This window comes from Thermostichus sp. MS-CIW-41 (assembly GCF_054058915.1).
Window position 1 is genome coordinate 14,004 of sequence record NZ_JBSSBO010000008.1, and the last position, 12,767, is coordinate 26,770.

Below are 12,767 nucleotides of genomic sequence, written 5' to 3' on the forward strand. Positions count from 1 at the left end.
CAGACGGACGGGGCCACCATGACGATTCAAACCAGCCGAACCCTCTCCCACTCTCTGGGCAGCAGAGCGAGCTCAAGCGCTGTTGCCTACCAGACCGAGTGTGTTGAATCTCATCGGGATGATAACGGCGTTCACTACGGCAAATTTGCTCTGGGGCCACTGGAGCGCGGCCAAGGGATCACGGTGGGCAACGCTTTGCGGCGGGTGTTGCTCTCCAATCTAGAAGGGACGGCGGTGACTGCTGTACGCATTGCCGGGGTGACCCACGAGTTTTCCACGGTGCCGGGGGTGCGGGAAGACGTGATGGAGATCCTTCTAAACATGAAGGAGCTGGTGCTGCGCTCCAGTTCCCCCGAGACTCAGGTGGGCCGCTTGGTGGCTCAGGGGCCAGGGGAAGTTACTGCTGAGAAGCTGCAATTGCCCAGCGACGTGGAGGTGATCAACCCCCGTCACCACATTGCCACCCTGGCGGAAGGGGCGATTTTGGAAATGGAGTTCATGATTGGCCGGGGACATGGCTACCGCGCCGTCGATTACTCCGACAGCAAAGCGATGGCGATTGATTTTCTGCAGATCGACTCTGTCTTCATGCCGGTGCGCAAGGTGAACTACGCCGTGGAAGCAGCTCGGGTGGGCCAATTCCTGGAAAAAGATCGGCTAGTATTGGAAATCTGGACCAACGGCAGCCTCACCCCGCAAGAGGCCCTCAGCCAAGCGGCCCGCATTTTGGTGGGCTTGTTCGCACCGCTGCAGGAGGTCAGCTTCGATGCTCCTGTGCCGCCCCAGCCAGCCGAGGACAACCAAAAAAACCAGATCCCCATCGAGGAGCTACAGCTCTCGGTACGGGCCTACAACTGTCTGAAGCGAGCTCAGATCAACACGGTGGCCGATCTGCTGCTCTATACCGAGGAAGATCTGCTGGAGATCAAAAACTTTGGCCAGAAGTCTGCCGAAGAGGTGGTGCAGGCTTTGAAAGCCCGCTTTGGTCTGACACTGCCCCGCACCCGCGAAAAAGGCAAGGCCTAGAGTTTAGGTTCCGTCTCAAGCATCTGCACCGCTAGCACAACCGCGTCAAAACGCAAGGATCCCCGAAGAGTGTAGGACGCAAGACAGAGGTTACCATGCGCCACCGCCGTCGTACCCCCCACCTCAATAAGCCCGCCGACCAGCGCAAGGCCCTGATGCGGGCGCTGACCACGGCTCTGCTGCGGGAAGGGCGGATCACCACCACCAAAGCCCGCGCCAAAGCCATTCGGGCCACCACCGAGAAGATGATCACCCTGGCCAAAGAGGGATCCCTGGCGGCGCGGCGACAGGCGCTGGCCTACATCTACGACAAGGAGCTGGTGCGCTCCCTGTTTGAGCAGGCTCCTGAGCGCTACCGGGATCGGCCCGGTGGCTATACCCGCATCTTGCGCACCGTGCATCGGCGGGGGGATGGAGCAGAAATGGCGGTCATCGAGCTGGTGTAGCGGAAAGGGATCCATGCCGTACCGTCGCATTGCCCTGAGAATTCAGTACCTCGGCAGCAGGTTCTATGGCTGGCAGCGCCAGGCAGCCCGCCGTACCGTGCAAGGGGTGCTGGAGGAGGCGATTGCGTCGCGGGCGGGGCATCCGGTAACCCTCTATGGGGCCGGTCGCACCGATACGGGGGTTCATGCTGCAGGCCAGGTGGCCCACTTCGACACCACCTCCGGCATCCCTGCGGCGGAGTGGTCGAGGGTGCTGAACGACTGTCTGCCGGAAGATGTGGTAGTGCTGGCTTCTGCTCAAGTGCCTGACTCCTGGCACGCCCGCTTTTCGGCTCGCTGGCGCCGTTACCGCTACCTCATTCTGAATCGGGAGCGACCGGATGTGTTCTGGCGCCTCTTTAGCTGGCAAGTGCGTTGGCCTCTGCAGGTGGAGCCGATGGCGGAAGCCCTGAATTCCCTGCTGGGGGAGCACAGCTTGGAAGCCTTCCGGCGGCGGGGATCGGATCGGCCCCACTCGCGGGTACAGGTGCAGGAGGTGCTCTGCCAGCGGCTGGGGGACTTGATCAGCATCGAGGTGCAGGCCAGCGGCTTCCTCTACCGGATGATGCGGCTCTTGGTGGGATCCCTAGAGGTGGTGGGCCGGGGCCAGCTCAGCCCGGCACAGTTTGTCCACCTGTGGCAACACAACGACTGGAGCCAGATGCGCACCCGCTACAGCGCTCCTCCGCAAGGGCTGTGCCTGACGGATGTGGGCTATGCTGCGGATCCCTTCGGTCAACAGTTCGCCCACTCGCCGCCCTTTTGGGCCTTGCCCACAGAGCCTCCCTCCGCCCTCCGGTCGCCGGCTGCGTTGGCCCATTCCTGCGGTTGATCTGGGCGATCTCCAAGCTTGTCCTGATATGTTTCCTTGACTGCCATGAACAAAACTCCCCTTCCCAACCCCGAGACTCTGGCGCCCCGCTGGTATCTGGTGGATGCTGCCAATCAGCGCCTGGGCCGCTTGGCCGCCGCTGTGGCCACCCTCTTGCGGGGTAAGCACAAACCGGACTTCACCCCTCACCTGGATACGGGGGACTATGTAATTGTGATCAACGCTGAGAAAGTGGTGGTCACCGGCAAAAAGCGCACCCAAAAGCTCTACCGCCGCCACTCCGGCCGTCCCGGCGGCATGAAAGTGGAAACCTTTGCCCAACTGCAGGCGCGGCTGCCGGAGCGGGTGGTGGAAAAAGCGGTCAAGGGAATGTTGCCCCACACCCGTTTGGGCCGGCGGCAATTCACCAAGCTGAAGGTTTATGTCGGGCCAAACCACCCTCATGAGGCCCAGCAACCCCAGGTTTATCCCCTCAACACGATCCCAGGAGCCAAAGCATGACTCAAGCGAGCAGCCAACGAGCCGTTTATTGGGGAACCGGACGCCGCAAAACCGCCGTTGCCCGCGTGCGTTTGGTGCCCGGCACGGGCAAAATCATCATCAACGACAGGCCGGGAGACCAGTATCTGCAGTATCAAGAAGCCCTGCTGGCCAGTGTGAAGGGGCCGCTGGAGATCCTTGGTCTGGAAAACTCCTACGATATCCTAGTGCGAGCCCATGGCGGCGGTGTTCACGGCCAGGCGGATGCGATCAAGCTGGGGGTGGCGCGCGCCCTCTGCGAGGTGGATCCGGCCAATCGCGGCCCTTTGAAAGTAGAGGGTTATCTGAAACGGGATCCGCGCGCCGTGGAGCGGAAGAAATACGGCCTGCGCAAGGCCCGCAAGGCTCCCCAGTACTCGAAGCGCTAGGGATCCCTGCCGTTGTTTTTAGAGGAAGATGTTGATAGACAAGGGTATAGAAACAGGCCCAGAGGAGGAAAGGGTTATGCCCAAGAAAGGATTGCACCCGCAGTGGTATCCAGAAGCCAAAGTCATCTGCAACGGCGAAGTGGTGATGACGGTGGGATCCACCAAGCCGGAGCTCAAGGTGGATGTTTGGTCGGGCAACCATCCCTTTTTCACTGGCAGCCAGAAGATCATCGACAGCGAAGGCCGGGTGGAGAAGTTCATGCGCAAATACGGCATGAGCGGTGGCAAAAAGGCCAAGTAACCGAGTTTGCTGGATCTTCCCGGACTTGTAGACAAGCCTTCCCCCTCCAAAGCGATGGGCACTGTTTCGCTGTTGCTATGCAACGCTAATGTGAACGTGGCCTCAACCCCGCCAGAGGCGGGACAGGTGGTGCAGAGCGCTTTTCCCCACTACTACTGGATCCATGGCTTCTGCTCAACTGATCGATCAGCTTAAAAACGTCGAAGCCACCTTTCAGGAGCTGACGGTGCGTTTGGCAGATCCCGACGTGGCCACCGATCCGGCTGAGCTGCAGCGGATTGCCAAGGCCCGCTCCTCCTTGGAGGCGACTGTCCAAGCCTTTCACGACTGGCAAAAGCTGAATCGTGAGCTGAGGCAGACGGAAGAGCTCTTGCGGGAATCGGCCTCTGACCCAGAGCTGGAGGCGATGGCGAGAGCAGAACTGGAGCAACTGCGGGCCCGCCAGGAGCAATTGGAAGAGAAGCTTACCCTGCTGCTGCTGCCCCGGGATCCCAACGACGAGAAAAACATTATGTTGGAGATTCGCGCCGGCACCGGTGGGGAGGAGGCGGCGCTGTGGGCGGCGGATCTGGCCCGCATGTACACCCGCTACGCCGAAAAGCTGGGCTGGTCGGTGCGTCTGGCGAGCCTCTCGGAAGGAGAGCTGGGGGGCTACAAAGAGGCGATCCTGGAGATTCAAGGGGATCAGGTGTACAGCAAGCTCAAGTTTGAAGCCGGCGTGCATCGGGTGCAGCGGGTGCCCGTCACCGAAGCGCAAGGCCGTGTCCACACCTCGACGGCCACGGTGGCGGTGATGCCAGAGGTGGACGAGGTGGAGGTGGTCATCGACCCGAAAGACATCGAAATCAAAACGGCACGTTCCGGGGGGGCAGGCGGCCAAAACGTGAACAAGGTGGAGACGGCGGTGGATCTTCTCCACAAGCCCACCGGGATCCGGGTGTTTTGTACCGAGGAGCGTTCCCAACTGCAGAACCGCCAGCGGGCCATGCAGATTTTGCGGGCCAAACTCTACGAGATGAAGCTGCAGGAGCAACAGGCCTCCATTAGCTCTGCTCGGCGCATGCAGGTGGGAACGGGATCCCGCTCGGAAAAAATTCGCACCTACAACTACAAGGACAACCGCGTTACCGACCACCGCCTCAACCAGAATTTCCCTCTGCAGCCCATCTTGGATGGGGAGCTGGACGACTTGATCCAGGCTTGTATTGGCCTTTACCAAAAAGAGCTGTTGGCGGAGCTATCCTAGGCCAAACTGAGTTACCGCCAGCGAATGGGATCCCTTCTCGAGGACCTTTCCTCTGCCGAGCTAGCGGTAGAATAAATACCCACGTCGAGTGCCTAAACCCCCATGCTGGCCGAATACCGCCAACACGCCGCTGCCCGCGAGGCCCAAGGGATCCCGCCGCTGCCCTTAAACGCTGCCCAGACCAGCCAGGTGTGCGAGCTGCTGAAGGCCCCGCCTGCCGGCGAAGAGGCCTTTTTGTTGCACCTCTTAACAGAGCGCGTCCCGCCGGGGGTCGATGAAGCCGCCTATGTGAAAGCGGGCTTTTTGGCCGCTGTGGCCAAGGAGGAGGTTGAATCCCCGTTGATCACTCCCCTGCGGGCGGTGGAGCTCTTGGGCACCATGCTGGGGGGCTACAACGTCCAGGTTTTGCTGGATCTGTTGCGGGATCCCCGGAGTGAGATTGCAGCGGCAGCAGCCCGCGCCCTCAGCCACACCCTGCTGGTTTTCGATGCCTTTCACGACGTGCTGGAGCTGAGCCAGTCCGGCAATGCCTATGCCCAACAGGTGATCGAGTCCTGGGCCAAGGGCGAATGGTTTACCGCCAAAGCTCCCCTGGCCGCAGCAATCACTGTAACAGTGTTCAAGGTTGCCGGCGAGATCAACACCGATGACCTTTCCCCCGCCGCCCACGCCACCACCCGCCCGGATATCCCCCTCCACGCCCAAGCCATGCTGGAGTCCCGCGCTCCAGGATCCCTGGTTACCATTGCCGAGCTGAAGCGCCGCGGCCATCCCGTTGCCTTTGTGGGGGATGTGGTAGGCACCGGCTCCTCCCGCAAATCCGCCCTCAACTCGCTGCTCTGGCACATCGGCCACGACATTCCCCATGTGCCCAACAAGCGGGCTGGGGGGGTGATCCTGGGGGGCACCATTGCGCCCATCTTCTTCAACACCGCCGAAGATGCCGGGGCCTTGCCCATCCAGTGCGATGTCTCCCGCCTGGAAACCGGCATGGTGGTTACCATTTGCCCCTACGAAGGCGTGATCCGCTCTGAGGCCGGCCAGGTTCTCTCCACCTTTTCCCTGCGGCCCGTGACCCTCCCCGACGAAGTGCGGGCGGGGGGACGTATTCCCCTGTTGATTGGCCGTGCCCTCACCGACAAAACCCGCCAAGCCTTGGGTTTGCCTCCCTCGACCTTGTTTATTCGCCCCACTCCACCGGCAGACACCGGCAAAGGCTATACCCTAGCGCAAAAAATCGTGGGCAAAGCCTGTGGGCTGCCAGGCGTGCGCCCGGGCACCAGTTGTGAGCCCCTCATTACCACGGTGGGATCCCAGGACACCACCGGCCCCATGACCCGCGATGAGCTGAAGGAGCTGGCCTGTCTGGGCTTCAACGCCGACCTAGTGCTGCAGAGCTTCTGCCACACCGCCGCCTATCCCAAGCCGGTGGACATCCAGATCCACAAAGAGCTGCCCGACTTTTTCGCTTCCCGCGGGGGCGTTGTCCTGCGTCCCGGCGATGGCATTATCCACTCCTGGCTCAACCGCATGCTCCTGCCGGATACCGTCGGCACCGGGGGCGACTCCCACACCCGCTTCCCCTTGGGGATCTCCTTCCCGGCGGGATCCGGTCTGGTGGCCTTTGCCGCCGCCATGGGGGTGATGCCCTTGGACATGCCGGAATCGGTGCTGGTGCGCTTTAAGGGGGAACTGCAGCCGGGGATCACCCTGCGGGACATTGTCCATGCCATCCCCTACGTGGCCATTCAGAGGGGGCTGCTCACCGTTGAGAAAAAAGGCAAGAAAAACGTCTTTGCCGGGCGCATCATGGAGATCGAGGGCCTGCCGCATCTGAAGGTGGAGCAGGCCTTCGAGTTTACCGATGCCTCGGCAGAGCGCAACTGTGCCGGCTGTACCATCCAGCTGAGCCTCGAGACGGTCTCAGAATATCTGCGCTCCAACGTGGTGCTGCTGAAAAACATGATTGCCCGCGGCTACCAGGATGCGAGAACCTTGCTGCGGCGCATCGCCAAAATGGAAGCCTGGCTGGCCAGCCCCACCCTCCTGGAGGCGGATGCCGACGCTGAATACGCCGAAGTCATCGAAATCGACCTCAGCACCATCACCGAGCCAATTGTCTGTGCCCCCAACGATCCCGACAAGGTGATGACCCTGAGCGAAGTCCATGCCCAACACGCCGCCGGCAACCCCGATACGCCGATCAAGATTGACGAAGTTTTCATCGGCTCCTGCATGACCAACATCGGCCACTACCGCGCCGCCGCCAAAATCCTGGAAGGCCAAGGGCGGGCCAAGGTGCGCCAATTCTGGATCTGTCCGCCCACCCGCATGGATGAGGCACAACTGCGCTCGGAAGGCGTATACGGCATCTTTGCTGCCGCCGGGGCCAGAACGGAAATGCCGGGATGCAGCTTGTGTATGGGCAACCAAGCCCGCGTGGAAGACGGGGCCACCGTCATGTCCACCTCCACCCGCAACTTCAACAACCGCATGGGCAAAGACGCGCGGGTTTATCTGGGATCCGCCGAGCTGGCCGCCGCCTGCGCCCTTTTGGGCCGGATCCCCACCCCTGAGGAGTACCGAGAGATCGTCTCCACCAAGATCCAGCCCTTTGCCGGCGAGCTGTACCGCTACCTCAACTTCCACGAGATCCCTGGCTTTGAGGACGAAGGACGGGTCATCCCGCGGCAGCACGTGGAGGAGCTGTCCAGGAGCCGTTCTTGAGCGAGAATAGGGGCTAGCTGCCCTGATAGCATGGCAGGGATCGCCCCATTGCCCTGGAGAAAGCTCAATGGCCCTGAATCCAAAGAGGATCCGCCGCATCCACCGCACCCTTGCCCCCATCCTGGCCTTGCCTTTGGTGGTAACGGTGCTAACGGGATCCCTCTATCAAATTGCCCGCCTCAACCAAAACTTCGACTACTACTGGCTGATCCAAATCCACAAAGGGCAGTGGGGCCCCCTCGACCTGCAAGCGGTTTACCCGTTCTTAAACGGACTGGGGCTGCTGGTGATGGTGGCCACCGGCCTCAGTATGTGGTTACCCACAAAACTCCATCGCCGCCCCAAACATACGGAGTCCCAGAGGGTTTTGGATGGATAAACCTGTAGGGTAAACACCTAAGAAACATTCCAGAAAACCCTACATTTCCCGGAACGGATTTGACTAAACTAGAAGCATAGAGGTTTTGCTTGCACCTCTAAAGTTGAGCCCCAAAAGCTAAGCTCCAAACTCGAACTGGAAGTCAAAAAAGCAAAGTAACAGAGGAGGATGCTCTATGGCTCTTGTCCGCTGGGATCCATTTCGTGAAATTGACGAAATTCAACGGGAAATGAACCGGATGTTCGACCGGCTGATCCCTCGCACCACCGAGGCCGACGGCTTTGCCTTCATGCCGGCAGTGGAGATGCACGATGATCCCGAAACCATTACCCTGAAGCTGGAGCTGCCCGGCTTGAACCCCAACGACTTGGATATCCAAGCGACAGCCGAAGCGGTCTCCATCACCGGGGAACGGCGATTTGAGAAGCGCTCTGAAGACAAAGGGGTAACCCGGACTGAATTCCGTTACGGGCGCTTCCAACGGGTGATCCCGCTGCCGAGCCGGATCAAACACGATCAGGTGAAAGCCGAATACAAAGATGGGATCCTCACCCTGACTCTGCCCAAAGCGGACTCTGAAAAAGCCCAAGTGGTCAAAGTGAGCGTTGTCTCCTGATAGGCCGAGAGGTTGGGCAGTTTCCCAATGGGAAAAAGGATCTCCTAGAGGTAGGCGATGAGCCTACCTTTTTTTAATCTTTCTTGCGTTTTGGTTTTTCAGCTTGCGCTCATTTCAAGCAGGAATAAATCGGGTTCGCTGCAGGGATCCCCAGCCTTCCCTAGCGAACTCAACTCAACTCGATTTGACTTTTGCCCGCCGCTTTGGATAGGGTTTGAGTGCGCAACGGAGCCAAGGTTGAGAGCATGGCCAGCGTTACCTACGAACACGTTACCAAGCGCTACAGAGACACCACCGCCGTCCATGACCTGAACATCACCGTCGAAGACGGGGAATTTCTCGTCTTTGTCGGCCCCTCCGGCTGCGGCAAAACCACCTCCCTGCGCATGCTGGCCGGCTTGGAAGAAGTGAGCGCCGGCTCCATCTACATTGGCGATCGACGGGTGAACGATGTCCCCCCCAAGGATCGGGATATCGCCATGGTCTTCCAATCCTATGCCCTCTACCCCCACATGACCGTGGCCGAGAACATGGCCTTTGGCCTCAAGCTGCGCGGCCTGCCACGGGCGGAGATCGAAAGCCGGGTTAGGGGGGTGGCCAAGCGCCTTGGGATCGAACACCTGCTCAACCGCAAGCCCAAGGAACTTTCGGGTGGGCAACGGCAGCGGGTTGCCGTCGGGCGGGCCATCGTGCGCAATCCGGCGGTGTTTTTGATGGATGAGCCCCTCTCCAACTTGGATGCCAAGCTGCGGGTACAGGCGCGGGCCGAGATCAGCAAGTTGCACATGCAACTGGGCACCACCTTTATCTACGTTACCCACGACCAGGTGGAGGCCATGACCATGGGCAACCGCATCGCCGTCATGAAGGATGGCCGCCTGCAGCAGGTGGATACCCCCCACACCCTCTACACCCGCCCGGCCAACCTGTTTGTGGCCGGGTTCATCGGCAGCCCCGCCATGAATTTCTTCCAGGCCAAGCTGCGGGAGCAGGAGGGCACCCTCTGGATCGATACCGGCGCCTTCCGCGTGGCCATCCCGCCCCACCAGGCAGAGCCCTATTGGCAATACGTCGGCAAGTCGGTCATCTTCGGCATCCGCCCGGAAAACATCCACGATCCCCACTACCAACCCCCAGGGATCCAACCTGCCCCGGTGCGGGCTAAGGTCTCGGTAACGGAGCTGGTGGGCCATGAAGTAATCCTCTATCTCAGCACCAGCGACCGAGAAGGGATCCTGGCCGAGCAGGAGTTTGTGGCCCGCGTGGATCCCCGTACCCAGCTGCGCGTCAACCAGTGGGCGGAAGTGATCTTCGACATGGAGCGCTTCCACCTGTTCGATCCCGAAACCGAGCAGCGCCTAGGTTAAACCCTGGAATCGCTTTAGAATCCTAATCAGTCCTACAGAGGCAGGGATCCCTATGCCGGAGCAATCGACGTCCCGCTTGGTTCAGGCGCAGTTTGACGAATTTCCCTACCCGAATGTCCCGATTGAGCAGACGGTTACGGATAACTTCGCGCTGTTTGCCAACAGCCTCACCACCGCTTACTATCGCCGCAACCGCAAGGTGGTCAAACCCGAGGGCAAAGTGATGCTCAACGCCGGCTGTGGCTCCGGCTGGGAGACCCTCGTGCTGGCCACGGCCAATCCGGGTGCCACCTTCGTCGGGGTGGACATCTCGGCAGAATCCCTGAAAATGGCCCGGCAGCGCTTTGAGTTTCACCAGATTCCAGACGTGCGCTTCGAGGTGATGGACATCACCGACCTGAGGGCCTTGGGGGAGCAGTTCGATTTCATCGCCTGCAATGACGTGCTCTACCTGCTGGACGATCCGGTGGCGGGGCTGAAAGGCATGTGCCAGGTGCTCAAACCGGACGGCATCATCCGCACCAATGTCCACAGCCTTTACCAGCGCCAGTTTATTTTCAACATGCAGGATGCCATGGAGCTGCTGGGGGTGATGGATGAGCCGGCTGCCAAAGCCGTTCCCATCCTCAGGGAGCTGATGGATGCCCTTCACGAGGGCAGCTTCGTCAAAAGCCACTGGCAGGGGGATGCCATCAAAACCACCAATGGGATCCTGGCCAACTTCCTGCTGCGCAGCGACAAAGGCTTTACGGTGCCCCAGGTGTTTGAGATGCTGCGCCAGGCCGGGCTGGAGTTCATCAGCATGGTCAATTGGCAGCAGTGGAAGCTGGAGCGGGTCCTCACCAAGCCCGTTCCCTACGCTCTGCGGCAAATCAAAAAGCTCAACCAGGAGGAGCTGCTGCACTTTATCGAGTTAATCTTTCCTAACCTGACCCGCCTGATCGACTTCTGGTGTGGCCACCCCACCGGGGCGACTTCTCCTCAACCCTTCAGCAACGAGGAATGGAGAAATGGCTCGGTACACGCCCATCCCCTGCTGCTGAGGCTCAATGCCAAAGCTGCCTTTGAGAATGCCATCCGCGACAATGGCCCGGTCAACATCAACGGCTGGCCCGGCTCCGAGGGCAACATCACCATCGATCCCTTCTCGGTGCGCTGGTTGATCGATGTTTTTGGAGAAGAGCCTGTTCCTGTACAGGCCCTGGCGGCCAAGGCGCTAGATCTCATGGATTGGACCCCCGAAGAGGCCTTTAACCAAGTGGTGGCCAATCTCAAGTTCCTGGAAGAGCGGCTGGTGGTGCTGTTGCACTCGCCCCTGCGTTAACAGGACTTGCTCCCTCAGGAGCTGTCCCACCTAAGGCTGGGATCCGGATCCCTCTGAGTCTGCTTTTGAGTCTGCTTTGAGTACCCTGATTTGCTCGGCCCGAATGGCTGCCGGGATCCCCCCTTCCGCATCGACGTTGACGGCGAACCGAACGGTGCCTTCCATTTCCACCGCATCGCCTGGGCGCAGATCCAGCCAGCTGGCAGAGCGGCCAAGGCGAGTCACTTGCACCTCCTCAGCGGGAACCACCGAGACCCACGTGCCCGCGTAGCGCTCCAAGCTGGGGCTGACTTTTTCCAAGTTGACCCCAATCCAGCCCTCCTTGCGGTTGAGCAGCCGCACCGTCCCAGTTAGTTGGAAAGGCTGTGCTTCTTCCGCTAACTTGATTGGCTCGTAGAGAACCTCTGTATTTAAAGGCTGCAGCCGAGCCAACTCCACCCGCCACCCTTGAGCCTGGCGATAGAGGGTAACCTCCATAACTGCGCGCAGCCGACCCTCCGGCAAAGGCTCGTAGAAGCCCAACTGAGAGCGAAAAGGGCGAAACCGGGGATCCTCCCGATCCGGCTCTGTTAAAAATCGTTGCAGCTCCTCGGCAGTGAACTGGAAACGCAAAGTCGGCACCACCGCTTCTGGCTTTAGGATCGAGTCCACCCGGAAAATGGCCGTATTGCCCACCTCTTGGATAGGGGTGAGGGTAGCTTCCTCCGCCGAGGGCCACGATTGATCCAAGGCTCCAGGAGGGATCCCTTTTAGCAGCCGCGGAGTGAGCAGGGCTTCTGCGGTGGCAAAATCGCGGGCATTGGCCGCCTGGACGAACGCCTGCAGCGTTTCTTCAGCCGTTTTGGCCTGCCAACAGCCCCCCAGAGGCAGCAAAGCCAGCACCAGGAAAAACCACGCTCTCACATCCACACCCTCCCCAATCTCCCTGCAGGTAACAGTCCTAGGGGTTCTCGGTTGGAGATGCAGAATTTTCACCGGGATCCGCTGCTTCTGTCTCTTCTGGGTTTTCCGACTGGGATCCCGAAGCAGCAGGTGGCTTATCCGGCTGCCACACCTCAATCCGCCAGCCGCGATCTTGCTGGTAGAGGGTGATCTTGACGCGGGAGGTTACCGTCTCTCCCTCCAGGCGCATCCCCACCAACTGGGGGGCCAACTGCTGATAGGTGGGATCCGCCAGATCCGGCTGGGTCAAATACTTGCGCAACGTCAAGGGATCCAGCCCCAGGCGCTGGGCCGCATCCTCCAGCGAGTCGGTGCCCTCCACCCAGACATAGGCCGTCTTCCCGCTCACCTCTTGGTTGCGCACCTGCACGTTCTCCCCCACCATGCCCCAAATCGAAGGCAGGGATCCCGGCCGGAGGGCATTGCTGAAGCGCTCCGTCAGGTAGCTGTCTGCCGTGCCCCAGTCCCCCTTCTCGGCAGCAGCGATGAAAGTGCTCACCACCTGGTCAGGAGTTTGCACAGGAGCTGCCTGCGTACAGGCGATCCCTCCTGCCAAGGCGGCAGCAGCAATCCAGACGGGGAAACGGCGTACCATGAACATCCCTCAACCACAA

14 protein-coding genes are annotated in these 12,767 nt (G+C 60.4%); 12 read left to right on the forward strand and 2 right to left on the reverse strand.

The features are described 5' to 3' along the window. Positions 1-18: 18 nt before the first annotated feature. The 12 genes from ACVWXE_RS03910 to ACVWXE_RS03965 all read left to right on the forward strand — a co-directional run bounded on the left by ACVWXE_RS03910 (position 19) and on the right by ACVWXE_RS03965 (position 11,211). Positions 19-1,026: a DNA-directed RNA polymerase subunit alpha gene (locus ACVWXE_RS03910; RefSeq protein WP_457489638.1), complete on the forward strand. Its 1,008-nt coding sequence runs from the start codon at positions 19-21 to the stop codon at positions 1,024-1,026. A 95-nt stretch (positions 1,027-1,121) separates the two neighbouring features. Further along, complete coding sequence (gene rplQ / locus ACVWXE_RS03915; RefSeq protein ID WP_011433191.1) at positions 1,122-1,472, forward strand: 50S ribosomal protein L17; 351 nt, start codon at positions 1,122-1,124, stop codon at positions 1,470-1,472. A gap of 13 nt (positions 1,473-1,485) precedes the next feature. Next, positions 1,486-2,343, forward strand: a complete 858-nt coding sequence (gene truA, locus ACVWXE_RS03920) for a tRNA pseudouridine(38-40) synthase TruA (protein ID WP_414331177.1) — start codon at positions 1,486-1,488, stop codon at positions 2,341-2,343. Between the two features lie 45 nt (positions 2,344-2,388). Further along, positions 2,389-2,844 (forward strand): 50S ribosomal protein L13, encoded by a 456-nt coding sequence (rplM, locus tag ACVWXE_RS03925; RefSeq protein WP_011433193.1) that lies wholly within the window; start codon positions 2,389-2,391, stop codon positions 2,842-2,844. Next, the gene (gene rpsI / locus ACVWXE_RS03930; protein ID WP_011433194.1) at positions 2,841-3,251 is read left to right on the forward strand and encodes a 30S ribosomal protein S9; all 411 of its coding nucleotides are present in this window, start codon (positions 2,841-2,843) and stop codon (positions 3,249-3,251) included. Before rplM ends, rpsI begins: the two co-directional genes overlap by 4 nt. Before the next feature lie 76 nt (positions 3,252-3,327). Beyond that, on the forward strand, positions 3,328-3,552 hold the full coding sequence (gene rpmE, locus ACVWXE_RS03935; RefSeq protein ID WP_011433195.1) for a 50S ribosomal protein L31: 225 nt from the start codon (positions 3,328-3,330) through the stop codon (positions 3,550-3,552). 163 nt (positions 3,553-3,715) lie between these two features. Then, a complete protein-coding gene (prfA, locus tag ACVWXE_RS03940) occupies positions 3,716-4,798 on the forward strand; it encodes a peptide chain release factor 1 (RefSeq protein ID WP_457489639.1) in 1,083 nt (360 codons plus the stop codon). 102 nt (positions 4,799-4,900) lie between these two features. After that, complete coding sequence (acnB, locus tag ACVWXE_RS03945) at positions 4,901-7,525, forward strand: bifunctional aconitate hydratase 2/2-methylisocitrate dehydratase (protein ID WP_457489640.1); 2,625 nt, start codon at positions 4,901-4,903, stop codon at positions 7,523-7,525. Positions 7,526-7,592: 67 nt separating this feature from the next. Further along, on the forward strand, positions 7,593-7,904 hold the full coding sequence (locus ACVWXE_RS03950) for a PepSY domain-containing protein (protein WP_011433198.1): 312 nt from the start codon (positions 7,593-7,595) through the stop codon (positions 7,902-7,904). Positions 7,905-8,079: 175 nt separating this feature from the next. Further along, complete coding sequence (locus ACVWXE_RS03955) at positions 8,080-8,520, forward strand: Hsp20/alpha crystallin family protein (RefSeq protein WP_414343518.1); 441 nt, start codon at positions 8,080-8,082, stop codon at positions 8,518-8,520. Positions 8,521-8,765: 245 nt separating this feature from the next. After that, a complete protein-coding gene (locus ACVWXE_RS03960) occupies positions 8,766-9,887 on the forward strand; it encodes an ABC transporter ATP-binding protein (protein WP_457489641.1) in 1,122 nt (373 codons plus the stop codon). 52 nt (positions 9,888-9,939) lie between these two features. Next, on the forward strand, positions 9,940-11,211 hold the full coding sequence (locus tag ACVWXE_RS03965; RefSeq protein WP_457489642.1) for a class I SAM-dependent methyltransferase: 1,272 nt from the start codon (positions 9,940-9,942) through the stop codon (positions 11,209-11,211). A gap of 30 nt (positions 11,212-11,241) precedes the next feature. Here the strand turns inward: ACVWXE_RS03965 and ACVWXE_RS03970 are convergent, their stop codons facing one another. Further along, positions 11,242-12,120: a hypothetical protein gene (locus ACVWXE_RS03970; RefSeq protein ID WP_457489643.1), complete on the reverse strand. Its 879-nt coding sequence runs from the start codon at positions 12,118-12,120 to the stop codon at positions 11,242-11,244. Between the two features lie 31 nt (positions 12,121-12,151). After that, entirely contained in the window at positions 12,152-12,748 is a 597-nt protein-coding gene (locus ACVWXE_RS03975) for a hypothetical protein (protein ID WP_457489644.1), read from the reverse strand. Positions 12,749-12,767 lie beyond the last annotated feature (19 nt).

Excerpts from the sequence above, each read along its gene's own strand:
- ACVWXE_RS03950 (WP_011433198.1), top strand. The coding sequence starts at position 7,593 with ATGGCCCTGAATCCAAAGAGGATCCGCCGCATCCACCGCACCCTTGCC.
- rpmE (WP_011433195.1), top strand. The coding sequence starts at position 3,328 with ATGCCCAAGAAAGGATTGCACCCGCAGTGGTATCCAGAAGCCAAAGTC.
- rplQ (WP_011433191.1), top strand. The coding sequence starts at position 1,122 with ATGCGCCACCGCCGTCGTACCCCCCACCTCAATAAGCCCGCCGACCAG.
- truA (WP_414331177.1), top strand. The coding sequence starts at position 1,486 with ATGCCGTACCGTCGCATTGCCCTGAGAATTCAGTACCTCGGCAGCAGG.
- rpsI (WP_011433194.1), top strand. The coding sequence starts at position 2,841 with ATGACTCAAGCGAGCAGCCAACGAGCCGTTTATTGGGGAACCGGACGC.
- acnB (WP_457489640.1), top strand. The coding sequence starts at position 4,901 with ATGCTGGCCGAATACCGCCAACACGCCGCTGCCCGCGAGGCCCAAGGG.
- ACVWXE_RS03910 (WP_457489638.1), top strand. The coding sequence starts at position 19 with ATGACGATTCAAACCAGCCGAACCCTCTCCCACTCTCTGGGCAGCAGA.
- ACVWXE_RS03965 (WP_457489642.1), top strand. The coding sequence starts at position 9,940 with ATGCCGGAGCAATCGACGTCCCGCTTGGTTCAGGCGCAGTTTGACGAA.
- ACVWXE_RS03955 (WP_414343518.1), top strand. The coding sequence starts at position 8,080 with ATGGCTCTTGTCCGCTGGGATCCATTTCGTGAAATTGACGAAATTCAA.
- rplM (WP_011433193.1), top strand. The coding sequence starts at position 2,389 with ATGAACAAAACTCCCCTTCCCAACCCCGAGACTCTGGCGCCCCGCTGG.
- prfA (WP_457489639.1), top strand. The coding sequence starts at position 3,716 with ATGGCTTCTGCTCAACTGATCGATCAGCTTAAAAACGTCGAAGCCACC.
- ACVWXE_RS03960 (WP_457489641.1), top strand. The coding sequence starts at position 8,766 with ATGGCCAGCGTTACCTACGAACACGTTACCAAGCGCTACAGAGACACC.
- ACVWXE_RS03975 (WP_457489644.1), bottom strand. The coding sequence starts at position 12,748 with ATGGTACGCCGTTTCCCCGTCTGGATTGCTGCTGCCGCCTTGGCAGGA.